A 22,096-nucleotide genomic window follows, 5' to 3' on the forward strand; every position below is an offset into this window, starting at 1 on the left:
CTATGGCCCGATCGACCGCATCGGGCGGGCCGGGAAAGCTCGCTTCAACCGAACCGGACGGTGAACTAAGGCCGGGCCAGCGTTGACACAATGATTGGGGCGCTCAGATCTTTGCCGAGACGCTACGCACCGTTTAGTGATCCAGCCCCGGAGGCCAAATGGACGTTTTGTCCGAGGTTCTGCGCGTCATCCGTGTGTCGGGCGCCGTTCATTTCAATGCCGAGTTTACGCGGCCATGGTCGGTCGTGACCTCCCCACCGGACTTGCTGGCTTCGCGGCTGATGCCGGGCGCGGAAGCGATCACGCTGTTTCATCTGGCGATGAACGCCGGCTGCTGGATCACATGCGGCAAGCTCGAACCGATCAGGATTGAGGCCGGCGACGTTCTGGTGTTTCCGCGCGGCGATCAGCACGTCATGACCAGCGATCCGGGGCTTGCTCCCGTCACGATTGCCAGCATCTTCCCCAAGGCTTCGGCCGAGCAGATCACCTGGGTGAAGCATGGCGGGGGCGGGGAGGAGACGCGCTTTGTTTGCGGCTACCTGCATTCCGACCAACGGTTCGGGCCGCTGCTCGATGCGATGCCGGCATTCATTTGCGTCCGCCTCCGCGACGGCAAGGTCATCCTCGACGCATTTTCTGATACCGCGCGCTATGCGGAGCCGGTCACGCTCGATCAGGAGGCCGGCTGGTGGCAGGCTGCGACCGGTCAGCTCATCGCCGAAGCGATGCGGCCAGGTCCCGGAAACCGCGCCATGCTCGCGCGCTTGTCCGAGCTGCTCTTCATGGAGGTCGTGCGCTGGCAGCTTATCCATGTCGCCGGGGGGCGTCGCGGCTGGCTGGCGGGCCTCAACGATCCCCATGTCGGCCGGGCGCTGACGCTGCTTCACGCCGAGCCGGCGCGGCCCTGGACCGTCGAGGAACTGGCAGACCGCGCGGCGATCTCGCGCGCCGCGCTGGGCAAACGCTTCGTCGAGCTGGTCGGCGAGGCGCCGATGACGTATCTGGCCGGATGGCGGATGCACCTCGCCAGGCGACTGCTTCGCGATAGCAGCCTCAGCCTTGCCGAGATCGCTTCCCGTGTCGGCTACGAATCCGAAGCCGCCTTTAACCGCGCCTTCAGCCGCCTCGTCGGCGCGCCTCCCGGCACATGGCGGCAGAGCAAGGGGCTGTCGCAGGCCAGTGCATGAGGCATGCTGTGCCGCGATCTGATCGAGGGATGGCGTGGTGCGCAGCCGCAGACGTGCGGTCTCGGAATCTCGATGCCGATCGTGCCGCCGGTTGACGCTTCGGATCGGGAAGCCGCCCACCTGTTGGCTTACTTGAGCCGCATCCGGGGGACGTTCTCGGAAGTTGTTACGTCCGGTCGACCCGGACGACCCTGCCTTTTTCGATCGCGAGCGCCAGCCTGCCGTGCTTTAGCGCCAGCGCCGCTTCGCCGAATAATTCGCGGCGCCAGCCGTGCAGGGCAGCGACGTCGGCGTGGTCGTCGGCGGCGATCTGGTCGAGATCGTCGACGGTCGCGATCACCTTGCTCGCGACGGCGTGGCGCTCCGACGTCATCCGCAGCAGCACTTTCAGGAGCTCGACGGTCGCGGCGCCATTCGAACTGCCGCGCGGTTTTTCGATCTTCGGCAGCGTGGCGTGATCGCGGGCGAGGCCGCGCTGCACGGCGGCGATGATGTCGCTGCCCCATTTGGAGCGGTCAAAGCCTTTCGGCAGCGAGCGCAGGCTGGCGAGACGCTCGAGCGAGGTCGGCGCGTGGGTGGCGATGTCGCCGACTGCATCGTCCTTCAGCACGCGTGAGCGCGGCACGTCGCGGCTTTGCGCTTCCTGCTCGCGCCAGGCCGCGACTTCCATCAGCACGGCAAGCTCCTTCGGCTTGCGGACCCGGCTTTTGAGCCGCTCCCAGGCGCGCTCGGGGTGGAAATCGTAGGTCCTTGGCGAGGTCAGGACTTCCATCTCCTCGCTGACCCAGTCGCTGCGGCCGCGCTTCTTCAGGTCGGCATCGAGGGCGGCAAAGACGTCGCGCAAATGGGTGACGTCGGAGATCGCGTAATGCATCTGCTCCGGCGTCAGCGGCCGCCGCGACCAGTCGGTGAAGCGGTGGGTCTTGTCCGGGCGGTGGCCGGTGACGCGCTCGACGAGCTGGTCATAGGCGATGCTGTCGCCATAGCCCAGCACCATCGCCGCGACCTGCGTGTCGAAGATCGGGTGCGGAATGGTGCCGGACTGGTGCCAGACGATTTCGATGTCCTGGCGGGCGGCGTGGAATACTTTCAGCACCGCCTCGTTGCCCATCAGGTCGAAGAACGGCTTGAGGTCGATGCCCGGCGCCAGCGTATCGATCACGACGGCTTCCTCCGGGCTTGCCATCTGTACGACGCAGAGCAGGGGATAGTACGTCGTCTCCCGCAGGAACTCGGTATCGACTGTGATGACCTTGTGTTGGGCGAGCCGGGAGCAGGCGGCGGCGAGGTCGGAAGTGGTGGTAATCAGATCCATGAACAATCCATGACGCGTCGGACAGGCGTTCTGCCGAAAACGCTGATATGTCAAGGGTGTCGCGGAGGATTTGAGCCTTGCATTTGAGCCTGAGCACGGCTTTTTTGCGTCGTTTTGGCGGGCTGGACCCGGAACGTCATCGCCCGGCTCGACCGGACGACCCAGATGCTATGAGGGGGTGGCGGCAGGGTCAGCGGCGGCGAGGGTATCGACACCTCGGGCGCCGTGGTCACGCAATGGAGCACCCCATGTCGCAACCGTTTGACGTCAGCAGGTCCCTCACCGCCTTTGAGCAGGATAACACACTCGTTGCAGTTATCGAGATGAGCCAGTCGAAGTGGCTGGTTGCAGCTATGATCCCCGGTGTCACACGCCGGCCGCTGAAGAAGCTTGATGCAGACGCGAACGCTCTGCTGAAGCTGCTGCAGCGCTGGTGCGAGGAAGCGCACAAGGCGGGACGTGCGATCAAGCAGAATCGTCTGCGCCTATGAGGCTGGACGGGATGGATTCTGGCTGGCCCGCTGGCTGCAGGCCCGCGCCATCGAAGCTTACGTCATCCATCCTGCGAGCATCGCGGTGTCTCGCGAGCACCGGCGTGTCAAAAGCGATCGGATCGACACGGAACTGCTGATGCGTTCGCTGCTGGGTTGGCTGCGTGGTGAGAAGCGCCATTGCAGCATGGCCACGATCCCGACCATGGCGGAAGAAGACGCTCGACGACCGGGCCGCGAGCGGGAGAGCCTGGTGAGCGAGCAGACGCGGATCGTCAACCGGGTCAAAGCCGTCCTCGCCTTGTTCGGCATCGGCGGGTTCAATCCGAGGCTTCGCAAGGCGGCGCAGCAACTGGAGACACAGCGTACCGCGGAAGGAACGCCGCTGCCGGACAATGCCAGGGCGGAACTGCGCCGCGATCTGGAGCGGCTATGCCTGGTGCGCGACCAGATCCGCGCCATCGAAAGCGCACGGCTGCAGCGCCTCACCGCTGCGCCGGCCACATCTCAAGGACCCCATGCGATGGTTCGTCTGATCGCAAGGGTTCTGGGCATTGCCATCGAGACCGCCGACATGCTGGTGAATGAGATTCTGTCGCGCAATCTGCGCGATCGCAGAGCTGTCGCGCGCTATGCCGGGCTGACCGGCGCGCCGGACGAGAGCGGTCAGCGCCGGCGCGAGAAGGACTGGCCCGCGCCGGCAACGGCCGGGTTCGCCGGGGGATGATCCAACTGGCCTGGCGCTTTCTGATCTTTCAGAAGGGCAGCCGGCTCGCCAACTGGTTCCGTGAGCGCACCGCCGATGGCCGACGCACCACGCGCAAGACCATGATCGTGGCACTAGCGCGTAAGCTACTCATCGCCCTGTGGCGGCTGGTGACCACCGGTCAGGTGACGGAGGACATCAAGTTGCGTCCCGCCGGCACCTGACCGTGCAGCTTCCCTTAACCCCACACCACTGACGGTTTGGCAGCCCGGCTTGCGGTCTGCCAACGGCATCCGAGGTGGCGATGATCCGCAGGAATACATGGCCTTTGCGCCGCGACCCAGAATGGACCCGCCGCCCCGGAGCTCGCCCCGATGCGCATGCATGCATCATGGTTCTGATCCCGATCGATCAACCGAATACAAGTCTGCGACGCGATATCGCGTCCAAGGCGGCTCGCCTCGGAAGTCGTCCTCATCTCGCCATCGACATCTCCGCGTGCCGACCTCAAGCCTGCCGCCAAGCTCGCGACCGTCAAGGGCTGCGTCGCTACGCGATGGCCTCCGGCCACCCTTGACGGTCGCTGCGCCAAGGCGGACAGCCCGTCTTGAGGTCGGCCCGCGGAGATGTCGGCCTCCCTCGGAGATCAACGCAATGACCTAGCAACGACGACCATTGACCAAGCCCCATACAAGTATTCCAGAGACGCTGGTGATTAATCGAGAGGCCGCGATGTGCTGGATACCCGCCTTCGCGGTATGACGGTGCTGCCTGGAAGTCGATCACTCGTAGCGCACCTGCCGCGGCCGGCGCCGACCGGACGGGATCGCGAGCACGACAAGGCAGAGCGCAATCATCGCCATTCCCATGAGTTCGAAAGCAAACGCGTCCACGGCAATTCTCCCCAGTAATCCATTAGAATTGTGGGGAGTGCGTTGAGCGTTTCTTAATTTGTGGAACTGCGGTAGATGCGCATGCCACGATGGTGGACGCGCGCTTAAGGAATTGGGTTAACGCGGAGGCTTCGTCCTGCCCTCACGTCCCGCAGAACGTCCGCAGCACGCGCTGCTCGGGGAGCGGCGGCTCTGTGTAGGCCGCAAACTCTGGCTGATCATCGTACGGCTTCGACAGCACCGTCAACAATTCCTCGAACGGCGCGTAGTCGTTGTTGACGGCGGCCGCGATCACGGCTTCGACGCGGTGGTTGCGCGGGATGAAAGCCGGGTTGACCGCGCGCATCGCGGCCTGCCGTTCGCTCGCGGATTGCGGCTCGTCGGCGAGGCGCTGGCGCCAGCGTGCGGCCCACTCGTCGTAAGCGGCGGGATCGGTGAACTGATCGCGCGCCTTGTTCTCGGCGGGATCTCCGGCGGCATCGGTGAGCCGGCGGAAGGTGAGAGTGAAGTCGGCGGTGTTCTTCGCCATGGCGTCCAGCAGATCCTGGATCAAGGCTTCGTCGCCGTCGCGTTCGGTGAACAGGCCGATCTTTTTGCGCAGTCCGGCCTGATAGGCGGCGGTGAATTTCTCGGCGAATTCGCCGAGGATGAATTGCGCCTGTTCGATCGCCTTGTCCTGGTCGTCGGAGAACAGCCGCAGCAGGCATTCGGCGAGCCGCGTCAAGTTCCATAGGGCGATACGCGGCTGGTTGGCGTAGGCGTAGCGACCCATCTCGTCGATCGACGAGAACACCTGCGCGGGGTTGTATTCGTCCATGAAGGCGCAGGGGCCGTAGTCGATGGTCTCGCCGGAGATCGAAGTGTTATCGGTGTTCATCACGCCATGAATGAAACCGACCAGAAGCCAGCGCGCGACGAGATCGGCCTGGCGGGCGACGACGGCTTCGAGCAACGCATGATAGGGACGCTCGGCCTTCGCGATATCGGGATAGTGTCGCGCGATGACGTGGTCGGCGAGCGCCCGCACGCCGTCAGTGTCGCCGCGCGCAGCGAAAAACTGGAAGGTGCCGACGCGGACATGGCTTGCGGCGACACGCGTGAGCACCGCGCCGGGCAGCATGGTCTCGCGCATCACGTCCTCACCTGACATCACGGCGGCGAGCGAGCGGGTGGTGGGGATGCCGAGGGCATACATCGCCTCGCTGACGATATATTCGCGCAAGACCGGCCCGAGCGCGGCGCGGCCGTCACCCCGGCGCGAAAATGGCGTGGGCCCGCTGCCCTTGAGCTGGATGTCGCGGCGGATGCCGTCCTTGTCGATGACCTCGCCGAGCAGGATGGCGCGGCCATCGCCGAGCTGGGGCACGAACTGGCCGAACTGGTGGCCGGCATAGGCCATCGCAATCGGATCGGCGCCCTCGGGCACGCGCTTTCCGGCGAGGATTTCCGCGCCTTCGAGGCTCTCCAGCACATCGGGATCGAGGCCGAGCTGGACGGCCAGTGCCCGGTTCAGCTTGATCAGCCTCGGGGCGGCGACCGGGGTAGGGGCCACCCGGGCGAAAAAGTTCGCCGGCAACGCCGAATAGGTGTTCTGGAACGGGAAATGAATGGTCATGACCTAAAGATAGGCGCAGCCCCGGAATAGGCAAACGCTCCAGACGCCGGCCTGCCGAAATGGCCGTTTTTGAGCCGAAAACAGCCCCGCCATTGGTTGCCGCCCCGGCTGCGTCGGGTAAACCCTCCGCAACTTCGGACTGGCTTTGGCCCCCGATTCTCAACCTCCGACATCTGTTTTGGGACTTCCATGCATCGCTACCGGTCACATACATGCGGCGCGCTCCGTGAGAGCGACATCGGGCAGATCGCCCGTCTTTCCGGCTGGTGCCATCGCATCCGCGATCATGGCGGCGTGCTGTTCATCGATTTGCGCGACCATTACGGTATCACCCAATGCGTTGCCGACCCGGACTCGCCGGCGTTCAAGGAAGTGGAAAAGTTCCGCTCGGAATGGGTGGTGCGGATCGACGGTAAGGTGCGCCGCCGTCCCGAGGGGACCGACAATCCGGAACTGCCGACCGGCAGGGTCGAGGTTTACGTCAGCGAGATCGAGGTGCTCGGCCCGGCCGGCGAACTGCCGCTGCCGGTGTTCGGCGAGCAGGAATATCCCGAAGACATCAGGCTCAAGTACCGCTTCCTCGACCTCCGTCGCGAGAAGCTGCACCAGAACATCATGACCCGCGGCGCGATCGTGGATTCCATGCGCCGGCGGATGAAGGAGCAGGGGTTCTTCGAGTTCCAGACCCCCATCCTCACCGCGTCCTCGCCGGAAGGCGCCCGCGACTTTTTGGTGCCGTCGCGCATCCATCCGGGCAAGTTCTATGCGCTGCCGCAGGCGCCGCAGCAGTACAAGCAGCTCCTGATGATGAGCGGCTTCGACCGCTACTTCCAGATCGCGCCGTGCTTCCGCGACGAGGACCCGCGCGCCGACCGCCTGCCGGGCGAGTTTTATCAGCTCGATGTCGAGATGAGCTTCGTCACGCAGGAAGACGTGTTTGCGGCGATGGAGCCGGTTGTCACCGGTGTGTTCGAGGAGTTTGCCAAGGGCAAGCCGGTCACCAAAGGCTGGCCGCGGATTCCATTTGCGGAAGCCTTACGCAAATACGGCACCGACAAGCCGGACCTGCGTAACCCGATTGTGATGCAGGACGTCTCCGAGCATTTCCGCGGCTCCGGCTTCAAGGTGTTCGCGCGGATGTTGGAAGATCCCAAAAACCAGGTCTGGGCGATCCCCGGCGCGGGCGGCGGCAGCCGCGCGTTTTGCGACCGCATGAATTCCTGGGCGCAGGGTGAAGGCCAGCCCGGCCTCGGCTACATCATGTGGCGCGAGGGCGGCGAGGGCGCGGGTCCGCTCGCCAACAACATCGGTGCGGAGCGGACGACGGCGATCCGCGACCAGCTCGGCATGAAGGAGGGCGATGCTGCCTTCTTCGTCGCGGGCGATCCGGAAAAATTCTGGAAGTTCTCAGGCCTCGCTCGCACCAAGGTGGCCGAGGAGTTGAACCTGATCGACAAGGATCGGTTCGAGCTCGCCTGGATCGTCGACTTCCCGATGTACGAGTACAACGAGGAAGAAAAGAAGGTCGACTTCTCGCACAACCCGTTCTCGATGCCGCAGGGCGGCCTCGATGCGCTCAACGGGCAGGACCCGCTGACCATCAAGGCGTTCCAGTACGACATCACCTGCAACGGCTACGAGATCGCCTCCGGCGGCATCCGTAACCACAAGCCGGAAGCGATGGTGAAGGCGTTCGAGATCGCGGGCTATGGCGAGAAGGACGTCGTCGAGCGTTTCGGCGGCATGTATCGCGCATTCCAGTACGGCGCGCCGCCGCATGGCGGCATGGCGGCTGGCGTCGACCGCATCGTGATGCTGCTCTGCGGCACCACGAATCTGCGCGAGATCTCGCTGTTCCCGATGAATCAGCAGGCCGTGGACCTCCTGATGGGCGCGCCATCGGAGGTCACCACAAAGCAGCTCCGCGAGCTCCACATCCGGCTCAACCTGCCGGATAAGTAGTTCACAGCGCCGTAGTGCTCTCGATCCGGAACTTCGAGAGCGCGTCAAGCGGGTCGAGTTTCAACGCCTGGAAGAGCTGCATCGCTGACACCTTGCCAACCGGCGTGAGCTTGAGCGTCAGCGTCGTCCGCGGCGTTTCGATAAAGCGCGCCAGCGCCTCGGCGGCGGCCACAGCATCGGCATCGCTGGCCCCCGACGTCGTTGCGCTGTTTCTGATGTCGTCAACGATCGCTTTTCGTGCCGCGTCGCGGCTGATGTTTTGCGTCCTTGCATAGTGGGCGACTGCGAGATCGACGCCGCCCAAATCGCGCAGCGTGAGCTCGATGGTGCCGGCCTCGATTTTCGTCGCCATGGCGGCTGCCTGAAGCGGATTGATCGAGAAAACCTCGCGCGGCACGTTCGCGAGCGAAACTCTTGCCGACGCTTTCAGCATGCCGCCAAGCTCGACCGTTGCCGGCTCCAGCACGAATGAGCGTGATGCTTCGGTCCACGCCGTGCCGAGATCGAGATCGATCGCCATCTTGTCGAGGCCCGCGGCAATCAGCATTCGCTGGCCGGGATGCGTTGTGTCGAGTGGGCCGGACATCTTCGCGGTCAGGCGCGCCTTGCTCGGGATCGGCCCGACGAACTGTCCCCAATCGAGGCTGACGAGGTCGACGTTGAGCGGTCTACCGGTGTTCTTGTAGGGCGCAGTGAAGCCTTTGAGCTCGGCGCCCTCGATAAGGGAGATCATACCGAGCGCCAGGTCAGGCGATGGCGGTTGCGCCGGATTCGAGAACTGCGCGGTCATTCGCAACAAGCCGGCGATATCCACGCTCTTGAGGGCGAAGCGGCTGAGCTTGACGGGGCCCTGCGGCGTGCGGCCGTCAAAACCCTCGACCGCAAATTCCCCGGTCTTTCCGTTCTCCAGACTGAAGCGCATCGAGGCGAGCTTGAAGCCGCCCTCCGGCATTTCCATCGAAAAGCCGCGCATCTCGGCATTTCCGATACGCACGCCCTCGTAGATTTTGGCCATCCTCTCCATCATTTCGCGCGCCTGCGCCGGCGTGGGCTGGGCCGTGCCGGACGGTATCGTTGCCAGCAGCGCAGCCAACTGCAGCCGCGAGGGCCGCGCCCCGATGTCATCGGCCGTCAGTCCCTCGATACGCACCACCGGACCTTGCCCCGAGGTGATCGTATAGGCGCCGGCGCTAATCTGCCGGTAGACGCGATAGTATTGGTCGTCATTGGCGCGCTTCGGATCGAGGATGGCTGCGGCGGCTAGCGTATCGACGTCCTGCGCAGCGAGATTGGCCAGGTCACCGGTCACCTTCTCGGGCTTGCCCTTCGGTTGCGAGGTCGCTGTGAACGTCATTCGATCGATCGTAGCAGCGGCGATCCTGCCGGCCTTGATGTCGCGCAGCGCAAGATTGGAATAGGCGAATTCTCCCTTCCCCAGCGCCGGGTTTCCGGAGTTCATGGTGCCGGCAACACTAGGTGCCGTGATCGAGGAGGCGGTGAGTGCACCAAACTGTTCGATAAGCAATCGATACAGGTCTATCGTCGACGAGGACGCCGGTGGCCGCGGCAGGCTTGCCGGACCGGAAAAATCTTTCGCCGCGATCCGCGGCATCTTGTAGGTGACTTGCCAATCTGCCCCTGCCGGCATGCTGGCATTGATTTCGAGGTCGATCGCCTCGATCGTATCGGCCGAAAAGCGCGTCGCATCCGGCTGGCCGAGCCCGGAGGCGGTAATGCTGGCAACCTTCACGCGCATCGGCGGCTGCGTTGCCGATTCAGTCGCAATATCGTCTACCCTGAGCGTGCGGCTCTTCAGGTCGAACGACACCTTGCCGTGGCTGGCCTTGCCGCCGCTGGCTCTGATCTGCTCGAACGCGGCGTCGACCTCGCGCGTGATTCGATGCTGGGTGTAGTACTCGAAGCCGAAGAAGCCGCCCACCGCGATCACGACCGCGGCGACCAGGCCCAGCAATATCTTTACCATTAGTTGTGCTCCGGACGCCGACGTTGCAGGAGGCAAATTTGCCACATTGTCGGCCAAGGGGACGGGGTAGGGAGACGAATATGCTACCGGATTTGCCGCTCTTCGTCGATGAGCCCCTGTTGACGGCGGCGTTCTCGGATGTTGCATCCAAGTGGTCGCCCGTGCTTCACATCCCCCTCATTTTGCCGGAAAACTGACCCTGATCTGGAAGTATCAATAAGACAAGAGTTCGGGACCGGAAACGCGGGAGCCTACATGTCGTCCTTTTCTGAAGATCTGCGCTCTGCGGCGCTGGCGTATCATCGGCTGCCTCGGCCCGGTAAACTCGAGATCCAGGCGACCAAGCCGCTCGCCAACCAGCGCGACCTCGCGCTGGCCTATTCGCCGGGCGTGGCGGCGGCCTGCACCGAAATCGCCAACAATCCGGCCGAAGCGGCGTCGCTGACCTCCCGCGCCAATCTGGTCGCCGTGGTCTCCAACGGTACCGCGGTGTTGGGGCTCGGCAACATCGGTCCCCTGGCTTCCAAGCCCGTGATGGAAGGCAAGGCGGTCCTGTTCAAGAAATTCGCCGGGATCGACGTGTTCGACATCGAGATCGCCGCCGACACCATCGAGCGCGTGGTCGAGACGGTCGCGGCGCTGGAGCCGACTTTCGGCGGCATCAATCTCGAGGACATCAAGGGACCGGAATGTTTTGAGATCGAGGCGCAGCTCAAGGAGCGCATGAAGATCCCGGTGTTTCATGACGACCAGCATGGCACGGCCATCATTGTGGGAGCCGCCATCGTCAATGGGTTGCTGCTGAACGGCAAGAAATTACCCGATGTGAAGATCGTCTGCTCCGGCGCCGGTGCTGCGGCGATCGCGTGCCTCAATCTGTTGGTGTCGCTGGGCGCACAGCGCAAGAACATCTGGGTCTGCGACATCGACGGCGTCGTGCATGAGGGGCGCAACACACTGATGGACCGCTGGAAGGCGGTCTATGCGCAAAAAACGAGTGCGCGCGTGCTGGCGGACGTGATCGGCGGCGCGGATATTTTCTTAGGTTTATCCGCGCCCAACGTGCTGACATCAGACATGGTAAAGTCGATGGCGGACCAACCGTTGGTGATGGCGTTGGCCAATCCGACCCCGGAGATCATGCCGGACGAAGCCCGGAAGGCGCGCCCCGACGCGATGATCTGCACCGGGCGTTCCGACTTTCCGAACCAGGTCAACAACGTCCTGTGCTTTCCGTTCATCTTCCGCGGGGCGCTCGATGTCGGCGCCACCGGGATCAACGAGGAAATGAAACATGCCGCCGTCGACGCCATCGCGCAGCTCGCCCGCGATCCGCCGTCGGATGCGGTGGCGCAGGGTTTTGACAGTGGTGAGACGCAAGGCTTCGGCCCGGGCTCGTTGATCCCGAGCCCGTTCGATCCGCGGCTGATCCTGCGCATCGCGCCGGCAGTGGCGCGAGCCGCCATGGAATCCGGCGTGGCGACGCGCCCGATCACGAATTTCGAGGAATATACCGCGCTGCTGGAGCGCTTTGCCTTCCGCTCCGGCCTCGTCATGAAGCCGGTGTTCGCCAAGGCCAAGACCCAGCCGGTCCGCGTGATCTATGCCGAGGGCGAGGACCAGCGTGTGCTGCGCGCGACGCAGGTCGTGCTGGAAGAGAAGCTGGCGCGGCCGATCCTGGTCGGGCGGCCTTCCGTGGTCGAAGCCAGGATCAAGCGGTTCGGCCTTTCGATCAAGGCCGGGCAGGATTTTGACCTCGTCAACCCGGAAGACGATCCGCGCTACCGGTCCTACGTGCAGACCTATATCGACGTGGCTGGAAGGCGCGGCGTGACGCCCGAGGCCGCGCGCACCGTGGTTCGCACCAACAACACCGTGATTGCCGCGCTGGCAGTGGTGCGCGGCGAGGCTGACGCCATGATCTGCGGTGTCGAAGGCCGCTATATGAGCCATCTGCGCCATGTTCGCGAGATCATCGGCTTCCTGCCCGGCGTCAGCGATTTCGCGGCGCTGGCGATGATGATCACCAGCAAGGGTTCCTATTTCATCGCCGATACCCAGGTGCGTCCGAATCCGAGCGCCGAGGAGTTGGCGGAGGTGGCGTCGCTGGCGGCAACCCATGTCCAGCGGTTCAACATGAAGCCACGCGTCGCCTTCGTGTCACATTCCGACTTCGGCAGTTATGATACGGAATCCTCGCGCAAGATGCGCCGTGCCACCACGCTGTTGAAGGAAAAGCATCCGGAACTCGAGGCCGACGGCGAGATGCAGGGCGATACCGCGCTCTCGGCTGCCGCGCGAAAACTCGTGCTGCCGCATTCCAACCTGGAAGGCGATGCCAACATCCTGATCATGCCGAACCTCGACACCGCCAACGTCGCCTACCAGATGATCAAGACGCTGGCGGATGCGCTTCCCGTTGGTCCGATCCTGATCGGCCCGGCACGCCCGGCGCACATCCTCACCCCGGGGGTGACGGCGCGCGGCGTCCTCAACATGACGGCGGTCGCCGCCGTCGAAGCCCAGGAGCGCGCCGGCCGCCAGCAGCCAACCTTGTTCGGATAGATCCGCTTTCAGACTGATTCAAAACCGGGATCCAGCCTTTTGTTCTGACGCGCTTTATTCACACGGGCCACTACCGGCCGCCGGATCAGGCCGGGGGCATGCTTCGCTTGAAAAGCTATGATCAAGAAAGCGCCTTGGTTCTGCTTCTATCAGAAGGTCTGGTTGGGGCGCGCGCAGGCTACTGCGCGGATGGTTTCGATTTGAGCGTTTGAAAAGCGGAGACGAAACGCCCATAATCGTTTCGCGCCGCCTGCTATCTTTGCATGCCATTCAGTGAGGCCGATCCCATGCCAGCGTTAGTTACCTTCGGGCGAGTCCTGTTCGCCGTGCTCTTCATGTACACGGGAGCGACCAAGCTTTTCGCGATACAGCAGACGGCAGACTTCATCGCTTCCAAGGTGACGATTCCGGCGCTGCTTGCGCCCTATACGTCGCAGCTTGAGACCATGGCCGGCATGCCGATGCCGCAATTGCTGGCGGTTGGCGTCGGCGGTTTCGAAATCCTCGCCGGCCTGATGATCGCGGTCAATTTCGGCGCGCGCTTCTTCGCGATCCTCCTGATCTTCTTCGTGCTCGCCACGACCTTCTACTTCCACGATTTCTGGAATCAGCCGGCGCCCGAAAATGCCAAGACGTTGATCGAGGCTCTGAAGAACCTGTCGATCATCGGCGCGCTGTTCATGATCGCAGGCTACGGCAAGGGTCCGCGGCCGAACGAGCCGGCCTACGGGGACATCTAAACCGCGGTCAGAAATTCCGGATCGCAACGCGTGGGCCATCGAGCGCTGCGGCCGCATTCTGCGGCGGCGCGATCTGTTCGATCTGTGCGGTGCGCGCTGCTATCCTGCGCGCCTGCAGCCATTGCGGGAACCACATCGCGATTGCCGGGAAGATCAGCACCAGGGCCACGCAAGCGACCTGCAGCACCATGAAGTCGGCCATGCCGCGGTAGATCAGCCGCAGGTTCCATTCCTTGACGACCTGCTTGAGATAGTAGGCCGACATGGCTACAGGCGGAGACAGGAAGGCGGTTTGCAAGACGACCGCGACGATGCAGCCGAACCAGACCATGTCGTAGCCGAGGCCCTTGGCCACGGGTGCGAGCATCGGCAGGAAGATGAAGACGATGGCCGGCCATTCGAATGGCCAGCCGAGCAGGAAGATCAGGGTCAGGAGCAGGGACATCGTGCCCCAGGAAGGCAGCGGCGAAGCGAGCAGGGCGTTGGTCATCCAGGTCGCCGTGCCAAGCCATGAGAAGACGGCGCCGAATACGTTGGAGGCGACGGCAAGCAACAGCACCATGCTGGTCGTTGCCAGTGTGGCATAACAGGCATCAAGCAGCCCGCGCCATGTGAACCGGCCGTAGGCAATGACGAGGAGGATCGCCCCCAGCGCGCCGAACGCCGCTGCTTCCGCGGCGGTCGTGATACCGGCGAGGATGGCGCCGAGGGTCAGGATCGTCAGGATGGTCACCGGCACCAGGCCGACCAGGCACTCCCACAGCACGATCCGCACCGAATCGGGCCGCTCCTCGACCGGCACCGGCGGACCGAGCTTCGGATTGAAGTAACAGCGGATCAAGGTATAGGCGATGAACATCGCGGACAGCAGGAAGCCCGGACCGAACGCCGCCGCATAGAGATCGATGATCGAGATATCGAGCACCGGCGCCATCACAACCAGCATCACCGACGGCGGGATCAGGATGCCGAGCGTGCCGCCGGCGGCAATGGAGCCGGCCGACATCCGCACATCGTAGCCCGCGCGGATCATCATCGGCCCGGCCATGATGCCGAGCAGCGCGACGGTTGCGCCGACAGTCCCCGCGGCGATCCCGAACAGCGTCGCCGTGAGAATGACGACCACGTAGAGCGCGCCATTGAGCGGCGCAAAAAGGTCGCGGAACGCTTTGAACAGGCGTTCCATCAATCCGGCCTGGTCGCAGACGAACCCCATGAGGATGAACATCGGCACAGCGACGAGTTCGTCCTGCTTCATCAGGCCGATGGTCTGCAGATAGGCGAGATTGAAGACGCGCTCGCCCATGCCGACGTAGCCGAACGACAGCGCCAGGAACAGCAGCGTGAAGCTGATCGGCAGGCCGATGAAGATCGCCCCCAGCATCACGAGGAGCATGACAAGTCCGAGGACTTCGAGTCCCATCATATCTCGATCTTTTCCTTGTGCTCGAACTCGCGCCCGAACTGGACCTGGTACCAGCACTTCAGGACCTCGGACACGCCCTGGATCATGAGAAGAAGGGCCGCCAGCGGGACCGTTGCCCGGAAGGGCCACATGATCGCGCGCCAAACGCTTTCCTGCGACCGTTCGCCGGTGTCATAGGAGTGCAAGGCATCGTCATAGCTGATCAGCATGAACGTGATCATGGCCGGATAGAAAAACAACAGATAGGAGATCAGGTCGACGATGCCCTTCTTCCGCTCCGAGTAATTCTCCCAATAGATGTCGGTGCGAACATGCGCGCCCTTCAACAGCGCGTATCCCGATCCGAGCATGAAGGCCGCGCCGTTGACCATGAAGCTGGATTCGTAGACCCAAACGGTTGGCGCGCCAAACCCGTAGCGCATGACGACCTCGTAGGAGATCGTCACCACCAGAAACAACATCGACATGGCAATGAGTTTGCCGGTCACGTCGGTGAAGCGGTCAATCGCCCGGATGATCGAGTAAAAAGCGTGCGGGAATTCGCCGCCCGGATTGCTGGCGACCGACGCACTGGGGTCCGCGGACATGATCGCTCCTCTTCAGGCAATGCTGGCGTCCGGCGGTTCGGACGCCAGCAGCTCCGCTATTACGGAGAGATCATTTCTTGGTCAGGTAGATCTTGTTCTTCCAGTAATACTCGCCGGCAAAGTTGTACGGCGGGAACCAGGAGAGCTTGAACGGCACGATCTGTTCGGCATAGGCCTTCTGACTGTCGATGACCTTCCGATAGAACGGGTTCTTCGCCGCATGCTCGGCCTGAATCTTTTCCCACTCGTCGAGGAAGTTCTTCAGGATCTCGTCGGGCGTGCGATGCATCTGGACGCCCGCCTTGATCAGGTCCTGGCAAGCATGCGCAGTCTCGCGATTGAAGGCGAAGTTACGTTGCGTCGTGGCATAGACGCTCGCCACCTTGATGATCTCCTGCAGGTCAGGCGTGAGCTTCTTCCAGACGTCACCGTTGATCATCAACTGGCCGCCGGTGACGGGCTCGTGCATGCCCGGCGTGTAGTAGTGCTTGGCCACCTGATGCAGGCCGAGCTTCTTGTCTTCCTCGCAGTTGATCCACTCGGCGCCCTCGATCACGCCGCGCTCCATCGCCGGCACGATCTCGCCACCAGGAATGGTGACGACCGAGACGCCGAGCCGGCCGTAGGTCTCCGCGCCGATGCCGTAGATCCGGTACTTCAGGCCCTTGAGGTCGGCGAGGCTGTTGATCTCCTTCTTGAACCAGCCCATCCCCTGCGGGTAATCGGTCGGGATCGGGAAGCCGACGACGTTGAGCTTGAGGACGTCGCGATAGAACTCGTCGAGCAGCTTCATGCCGCCGCCGTCATAGTACCAGGCCCAGTAGTCCGAGCCGTCCATACCGAACAGCGGACCATGCGACATCGGAATCGTCGCGGTGTTGCGGCCGAGGATGTAGCCGAACGGCCCCATGCCGACATCGAGAACGTTCTTGGAAGTGGCGTCGAATACCTCGAACGGCGGCACGATCGCTCCCGCCGGCAGCGTCTCGATCTTGAGGCGTCCGGCCGTCATCTTTTCGACGGTCTCGGCCCACAATTTGAAGATGAGATGGAAGTTAGAGGATGCAGGGTGGGTCGATTGACCCTTCAGCACTAGCGGCTTTTCGGTGGTTTGGGCCTGAACCGGCCCGGTCAAAGCAGTGACGAACCCAAGAGTCACCGCTGCAAGCATGGTTGAAGCGCGCCTCAACATGTCGTGGTCCTCCCGATGATGACGTATGTTTTTCTTTTTTCTTTTCAGGTTGGAACCGCGCCCGCGTGCTGTCAAGCGATCTCTGGCCACGGGTTGGCTTGCGGCGAGATTGATTGGACGAAAGGATGACGCCCTACGCGCCGCGCCGCCACGGCGTGACGGTGACCTCGTGCGCTGCATCAAGCATTTGCGGCTTGCCGGCGCGCAGTCCGTGCGCGGCAAGGATTTCCTGCGGCGAACGGGCAGGGACTCCGGGGAAGCAGGGTTCGCCGCCGGGTAGCCGGACATGCGGCGCTTGCGAGAGCCAGAACACGTCGTAGCGGTCCATGAACATGCCGAACACGCCGGGACCGCCGATTATTGCGACGGTGCCGGTATCCACGCCTGCATGATGGCAGGCGGCTTCGAACGAAGCGCCCGCGGGATTCCACAGCGTAGCTTTCGGATTGGACGGGTCGGGAGCAATCGCCTCGACCTTGCGCGTCAGGATGACCCGCTTGCGCCGCGGCGAGTTCGGCTGATCCTCATAGGAATTGCGGCCGTGCAGGATCAGGTCGGCACGGTCGAGCGCTGCGGTGAAAAACGCCTTGTCGCCCTCGAACTTCAATTCGTCCGGCATGACGTTGCGCGCGTCCGCCAGCATGCCGTCGGCGGAAACGATGACATAGCCTTCGATGCGTAGCGCCGGCACGGGCCTGCGTCGCGCCGCTACTATTCCGAGATCGTCTGGACGACGCTGGAAACCGGGCGCGAACTCACGGTCGGCAGCTTCAGATCCTTGACGATGTCCTCGTCATACTGGGCGATGGTCTGCACCGGCGTCTTGGCGCGCATCGCCACCACCTTGTAGCCGCCGGCCTTCAGCTTCCTCAGAAGCTCGGGCAGGGCTTCCGCGGTGTGCTTCTGGAAGTCGTGCATCAGGATGATGCCTTTGCCGTTCTTCTCGACCTTGCGCATCACGGTGTCGATGATGGTCTGCGCCTTGCTCGCCTTGAAGTCGAAGGAATCGAGGTCGCAGGAGAAAATCCCGATGTTGCGGTCGCCGAGATAGGTCACCATCTCCGGCGGGTGCTGCAGTGCGGGGAAGCGGAAGAACGGCGCCGGCGCCTTGCCGCCCAGTGCCCATTTCACGGCGCTGAAGCCTTTCTCGATTTCGTCCTTGCGCTGCTGATCGTTCAGCTTCTTGTTGACGAGGGCGGCATGCGACCAGGTGTGCGATCCGATCGAATGGCCCGCCGCCATCACCTGCCTGAGGATTTCGGGATAGTAGGTGGCGTGCTTGCCGATCGGGAAGAAAATGCCGGTGGTGCATTCCTCCGCGAGCGTCTTCAGGACCGCAGGCGTATTCACCGGCCACGGGCCGTCGTCGAAGGTCAGCACAACCTCCTTGTCGCGAAGGAAGTCGAGCTCCTTGAAATGCTCGAAGCCGAAGCCGGGTCCGCCGGTCGTGTCGATCTCCACCGTGCGGCCGATGCCAAGCGCGTCCGGATTGTTGCAAGGCGGACGAGTCGAGACAGGCGCTGGCGGCGGAGCGGGAACTGGTGCCGCTGCTGCCTGAGGCGCGGTCACGCCTTTGGCGGGTGGAACCTGCGACCACGCCGCGCTTGATGCCAGCAGCGAAACTGCTGCAACGATCACCCCCGCCCCAATACGCATCCTGTGTTCCCCAAATTAGAATCCCGCACCCGGTCGGTGGCGCTGCCGTCGTCCGGTCTGCCTCCATCCCCGACGCACAGTAGCCTAGTTGGAGCAGGCGCGCCAATGCAACCGTTGCGACGCAGCGGATTTGTCCCCGAGCCGGTTAATTCAGGAAGCGGCCAATGCCCGAGCGATCGCAGTTTTGACCCGTGTATCTACGGGTTCGATGGATTCCGGAAAGACGTCGGCGATATAGCCGTCGCGGCCGATCAGGTATTTGTGGAAGTTCCATCGTGGAACATCCTTCGGTCGCGCCTCTGCCGCCCATCTGTAGAACGGATGCGCGTGCGGTCCCTTGACGACGGCCTTCGCGGCGATCGGAAAAGTGACATGGTGGTTCTGCGCCGTCGCAGTGATTTCTGTCGCGCCGCCCGGTTCCTGGCCGCCGAAATCATTGGAGGGAACGCCGACGATCATCAGGCCGCGGTTGCCGAACTCGGTCCACAATTCCTGCAGGCCGCCATATTGCGGCGTGAAGCCACAGAGCGAAGCGGTGTTGACGATCAGGATCGGTCGGCCGGCAAATTCGGAAAGCCTGATGTCGCCACTGGCCAATCCCGGAAACGAAAACGCGTAAGCCGTGATCCGGCTCATGGCGGCCTGCGCCAGGGATTGCCTGCTCGAGGCCATGCCTGCGATCGCGGCCAGCGCCGCGGTCATCACGCTCCTGCGGTCCATCATGAAAAGCCTCGGGCTGCGGTCCAACCGTGCCAAGCATAGCGCAACGCACGGGCCTTCGCCCCTCAACAGGCCGTTATGGCTGGACCATGCGCAGCGGGACGATGAAGTCGGTGCCTTCGCCGGTTTCGCCGCCCGTGTTGATGCCGTGATCGGACAACACGATCGAGCTGCCGGTGGTCAGCATCTCGGCGATCCGCGCAATCACCTCGGGAGCGACGGCGATGCGGTCCAGCGCCTCGGCCGCAGTGTTCGCCGCTGGCAGCAGCTTTGCTTCAGCGGGCGCTGTGCCGGGCATCCTGCCGCGCCGCGCGGCACGATCGGTGTTATCGATCCGCGCAGCGTTGCGGGCCGTGACCGGCAGCGAGACCACCGACCAGTGCAACAGGTTGGGATCGTTCTTGTCAGCCGCGACGGTGAACACATGGGTGCCAAGCGGCCGGTCGCTCGGCGCAATCGTCACCGGCAAATCGAACTGCGGCTTGAAGCTCTCGCGGACGTACAGCTTGGAATCCTTGCGGCTGACGAACACCGCGATCTGGCCGGGACGCCTGGGCGGTTCGGCCTTGGGACCCTTGTCCGCGCCTGGCAGACGCGCGGTATCCTTCTTGACGTCAGGCACAACAACCGACGCAGCCGGTGTGTCAGCGATCGCCTTCGTGGGCTCACCGGCTGCCGAGATAGCTGGCTCGGATTTCGGCGCGTCCGCCTTTGCCTCCGCGCCCGATGTATCACCGACAGGCGTTGCGTCGGACATGGTCACGACGGCGCTCGTCGGCAGAGTGCTGCCGGCATCCGCCGTGTGGGTCTGTTCGCGCAACGGCGCCGCGTGGCCGACGGTCGATCGGAGTTCGAGGCTTGGCTCCGCTTGGCCCGCGTCCGCGCCCTTGTCGCCCTTCACCGCGGGCGCATCGGTCGTGGGATCGTCGGCGATGAGTGGCTGCGGAACGACTTTCTGCGCCACCAGCAATGGGTGCGAGAAACTGGCAGGCGTGATCTGGCCGGGCGTGATGATGACGCGCGCCCCCATCCGGGTCCAGTTCCACATCTTCACGGCGAAGGCGGTTGGCATACGAATGCAGCCATGCGACGCCGGATAGCCCGGTAGCACGCCGGCATGCAGCGCAATCCCCGACCAGGTGATGCGCTGCATGTAAGGCATCGGCGCGCCGCTATAGATGTTGGAGCGGTGCATCTTGTGCTTCTGGATGATGCTGAATACGCCCATTGGGGTCGGATGATCCTTCGTGCCCGTCGACACCGGGCTTTCGGCGAACAACCCATTGGCGTCGTAGACGCGGACCTTCTGCTGCTCGATCGAGACGGCGATGATCAGCGGTCCCTGCGGTTTGGCGTTGGTTTCCTTGATGGCCGCCTCGGTCTTGGCTGTCGGCCGGCGCACCTTCGGCTTGCGCGGCTGCGCCGGCGGCATCGGCCGGATAATAGCCGGCGTCGGAATCGTGCCAGTAGAACATGGCGGCGGCATCCGCCTGGGAGGCGGCGGCAAAGCAGCCGGCCGCGGTCAGTATCGCAATCTGCCAAAATCGCCGTTTTGAGATCGTCGCGCCCGCAATCTTCGCACTGAACGCTCGATGCCTGCTCACGCGCATAATCCTCAAATCCGGGTACTCGAATCCACTGTCTTGCCTATTCGTTTGTTGTCGCAAAGGCGAAAAGCGTTCACCAGCATAGGCCTTCTAATTGCAGCGCTTTTCGTCCCAACGTAGCAAAAAAGCCTCACATTCCGTTAAACGGCGCCTGATCAATCTGACGCCATCCATAAGGCGATACTGCGGCCTTCAAATCCGCTGCGGCCTTCCTGTTCCACTTTCCGGCACTACATAGGCGGCGAGCCCTTCAGCGGAGATATCAATGACATCCAAGGCCATCGTTAAGCGTGACAAGAAGTGGAGAAGTCTGGCCTTGGTGGTGCTCGCGCTGACATTGTGGCAGGCAGGCCCGGCATCGGCCGCAGAAGAGCCCGACTTGATCTTCCGTCGCTCGACGGTCTTCAAATGGCTGAGCCCCAACGACAAGCTCGCGACCTACGCGGTCGACGACCCCGAGGTTGATGGCGTCGCCTGTCACTTCACGGTACCGGAAAAGGGCGGCTTCAAGGGCTGGCTCGGCCTTGCCGAGGAAGTCTCGGATATCTCGCTGGCGTGCCGCCAGATCGGCCCCATCAAGTTCAAGCACAGTCTGGAGCAGGGCGACGATATGTTCCGGCAGCGCCGCTCGCTGTTCTTCAAGAAGATGCAGATCGTTCGCGGCTGCGACGCCAAACGCAATGTACTGGTCTACATGGTCTATTCGGACAAGCTGATCGAAGGTTCACCCAAAAACTCCACCTCCTCAGTGCCGATCATGCCCTGGGGTGCCACTGAGGCCGCGGTTCAGAAATGCGGTGAATTCATCCAGTAAGTCCGATACCGCACAGATCCGAGATCGGATCCGGGATGAGGGCATCAAGCTTACCGCTTGAGCGGATTGGAATATTGGCGGGCCTCCAGGCCGGGCCCGACCTTGCGGTCGCGGCAGCCGACCAGATGCACGAATTTCTGCGGCGCAGACACATTGCCGCGAAATTCGCCGCCATGTTGCGACATCGCGCCACAAAGGCTCACAGGATGCTCTGAGGCTTTTCCGTGGCGCTCTGTCTTCAGGGAAGGATTGATCCGCTGTTCGGGGCCGTTACTTCCAGACGAATTTTCAGCCAACGGCTGGCCGGGTTTGCGGGTCGGGGTTGCACTGTTGCCATTGCCCACGACTGCTGTCCTTTGCTGAGGAAGGGTCACAACGCACAGGCACGCGGAAGGTTGCGTGGCTTTCGCTGAGTCGGCCGGATCGAAGTCTCGGTTCATCCGATCTGCCAGCGAGCGAGGCGGTTCTCGTCCATTGGACGGGGGCCACCAAAGTGGCCGCAACGGCCAGCTTGCGGAGTTCAGCCCGAGCATTTCAAGTACGAGCGTCCTGGCTGAATTCATTGGATTTTTCCCGCTATTGTTTCGTCCGACAGGGCCGACGAAACAATTCTCCTGCGCGACGAAACCATTT

Annotated in this window: 19 protein-coding genes; 8 read left to right on the forward strand and 11 right to left on the reverse strand. The window is 63.2% G+C overall.

Going from position 1 to position 22,096, the window contains the following annotated elements:
- The first annotated feature begins 158 nt into the window (after positions 1–158).
- On the forward strand, positions 159–1,190 hold the full coding sequence (locus tag ACFXS9_RS10575; RefSeq protein WP_392688405.1) for an AraC family transcriptional regulator: 1,032 nt from the start codon (positions 159–161) through the stop codon (positions 1,188–1,190).
- Between the two features lie 166 nt (positions 1,191–1,356).
- Here the strand turns inward: ACFXS9_RS10575 and rnd are convergent, their stop codons facing one another.
- Complete coding sequence (gene rnd, locus ACFXS9_RS10580) at positions 1,357–2,505, reverse strand: ribonuclease D (RefSeq protein WP_392688408.1); 1,149 nt, start codon at positions 2,503–2,505, stop codon at positions 1,357–1,359.
- A gap of 248 nt (positions 2,506–2,753) precedes the next feature.
- Here rnd and ACFXS9_RS10585 point away from each other — a divergent pair, with 248 nt between their 5' ends.
- The 3 genes from ACFXS9_RS10585 to ACFXS9_RS10595 are packed head-to-tail and all read left to right on the forward strand — an operon-like array spanning position 2,754 to position 3,926.
- Positions 2,754–2,996, forward strand: a complete 243-nt coding sequence (locus tag ACFXS9_RS10585) for a hypothetical protein (RefSeq protein ID WP_392688411.1) — start codon at positions 2,754–2,756, stop codon at positions 2,994–2,996.
- Positions 2,965–3,723 carry an IS110 family transposase gene (locus ACFXS9_RS10590; RefSeq protein ID WP_392688414.1) on the forward strand — a complete coding sequence of 253 codons (759 nt, stop codon included), beginning with the start codon at positions 2,965–2,967 and terminating at the stop codon, positions 3,721–3,723. Before ACFXS9_RS10585 ends, ACFXS9_RS10590 begins: the two co-directional genes overlap by 32 nt.
- A complete protein-coding gene (locus ACFXS9_RS10595) occupies positions 3,720–3,926 on the forward strand; it encodes a hypothetical protein (protein ID WP_392688417.1) in 207 nt (68 codons plus the stop codon). Before ACFXS9_RS10590 ends, ACFXS9_RS10595 begins: the two co-directional genes overlap by 4 nt.
- An 811-nt stretch (positions 3,927–4,737) precedes the next feature.
- Here the strand turns inward: ACFXS9_RS10595 and ACFXS9_RS10600 are convergent.
- A complete protein-coding gene (locus ACFXS9_RS10600) occupies positions 4,738–6,210 on the reverse strand; it encodes a YdiU family protein (protein WP_392688420.1) in 1,473 nt (490 codons plus the stop codon).
- A 189-nt stretch (positions 6,211–6,399) separates the two neighbouring features.
- Here ACFXS9_RS10600 and aspS point away from each other — a divergent pair, with 189 nt between their 5' ends.
- Entirely contained in the window at positions 6,400–8,172 is a 1,773-nt protein-coding gene (gene aspS, locus ACFXS9_RS10605) for an aspartate--tRNA ligase (RefSeq protein WP_392688423.1), read from the forward strand.
- A gap of 1 nt (position 8,173) precedes the next feature.
- On the opposite strand, the gene ACFXS9_RS10610 is transcribed toward aspS, so the two are convergent.
- Positions 8,174–10,156, reverse strand: a complete 1,983-nt coding sequence (locus ACFXS9_RS10610; RefSeq protein WP_392688426.1) for a hypothetical protein — start codon at positions 10,154–10,156, stop codon at positions 8,174–8,176.
- 255 nt (positions 10,157–10,411) lie between these two features.
- On the opposite strand from ACFXS9_RS10610, the gene ACFXS9_RS10615 reads away from it, so the two are divergent.
- The gene (locus tag ACFXS9_RS10615) at positions 10,412–12,721 is read left to right on the forward strand and encodes an NADP-dependent malic enzyme (protein WP_392688428.1); all 2,310 of its coding nucleotides are present in this window, start codon (positions 10,412–10,414) and stop codon (positions 12,719–12,721) included.
- 287 nt (positions 12,722–13,008) lie between these two features.
- Positions 13,009–13,461: a DoxX family protein gene (locus tag ACFXS9_RS10620; RefSeq protein ID WP_028346415.1), complete on the forward strand. Its 453-nt coding sequence runs from the start codon at positions 13,009–13,011 to the stop codon at positions 13,459–13,461.
- A 7-nt stretch (positions 13,462–13,468) separates the two neighbouring features.
- On the opposite strand, the gene ACFXS9_RS10625 is transcribed toward ACFXS9_RS10620, so the two are convergent.
- The 7 genes from ACFXS9_RS10625 to ACFXS9_RS10655 all read right to left on the reverse strand — a co-directional run bounded on the left by ACFXS9_RS10625 (position 13,469) and on the right by ACFXS9_RS10655 (position 20,474).
- Entirely contained in the window at positions 13,469–14,887 is a 1,419-nt protein-coding gene (locus ACFXS9_RS10625; RefSeq protein WP_392688432.1) for a TRAP transporter large permease subunit, read from the reverse strand.
- Positions 14,884–15,474, reverse strand: coding sequence for a TRAP transporter small permease subunit (locus ACFXS9_RS10630; RefSeq protein ID WP_057851400.1), 591 nt, complete (start codon positions 15,472–15,474; stop codon positions 14,884–14,886). Before ACFXS9_RS10630 ends, ACFXS9_RS10625 begins: the two co-directional genes overlap by 4 nt.
- Positions 15,475–15,544: 70 nt before the next feature.
- Entirely contained in the window at positions 15,545–16,666 is a 1,122-nt protein-coding gene (locus ACFXS9_RS10635; protein ID WP_392688436.1) for a TRAP transporter substrate-binding protein, read from the reverse strand.
- A gap of 133 nt (positions 16,667–16,799) precedes the next feature.
- Positions 16,800–17,309, reverse strand: a complete 510-nt coding sequence (locus ACFXS9_RS10640; RefSeq protein WP_392699719.1) for a dihydrofolate reductase — start codon at positions 17,307–17,309, stop codon at positions 16,800–16,802.
- Between the two features lie 68 nt (positions 17,310–17,377).
- The gene (locus ACFXS9_RS10645) at positions 17,378–18,322 is read right to left on the reverse strand and encodes a polysaccharide deacetylase family protein (protein ID WP_392688439.1); all 945 of its coding nucleotides are present in this window, start codon (positions 18,320–18,322) and stop codon (positions 17,378–17,380) included.
- 150 nt (positions 18,323–18,472) lie between these two features.
- Complete coding sequence (locus ACFXS9_RS10650; RefSeq protein WP_392688442.1) at positions 18,473–19,045, reverse strand: glutathione peroxidase; 573 nt, start codon at positions 19,043–19,045, stop codon at positions 18,473–18,475.
- Positions 19,046–19,118: 73 nt separating this feature from the next.
- Positions 19,119–20,474, reverse strand: a complete 1,356-nt coding sequence (locus ACFXS9_RS10655; protein WP_392688445.1) for a L,D-transpeptidase — start codon at positions 20,472–20,474, stop codon at positions 19,119–19,121.
- Between the two features lie 440 nt (positions 20,475–20,914).
- Here ACFXS9_RS10655 and ACFXS9_RS10660 point away from each other — a divergent pair, with 440 nt between their 5' ends.
- A complete protein-coding gene (locus tag ACFXS9_RS10660; protein ID WP_392688448.1) occupies positions 20,915–21,463 on the forward strand; it encodes a CreA family protein in 549 nt (182 codons plus the stop codon).
- Positions 21,464–21,513: 50 nt separating this feature from the next.
- Here ACFXS9_RS10660 and ACFXS9_RS10665 read toward each other — a convergent pair whose 3' ends face one another.
- Positions 21,514–21,903, reverse strand: a complete 390-nt coding sequence (locus ACFXS9_RS10665; RefSeq protein WP_392688450.1) for a hypothetical protein — start codon at positions 21,901–21,903, stop codon at positions 21,514–21,516.
- Positions 21,904–22,096: the final 193 nt, after the last annotated feature.

It is taken from the genome of Bradyrhizobium sp. RDI18 (assembly GCF_043203335.1).
Classification (GTDB): Bacteria; Pseudomonadota; Alphaproteobacteria; order Rhizobiales; family Xanthobacteraceae; genus Bradyrhizobium; species Bradyrhizobium retamae.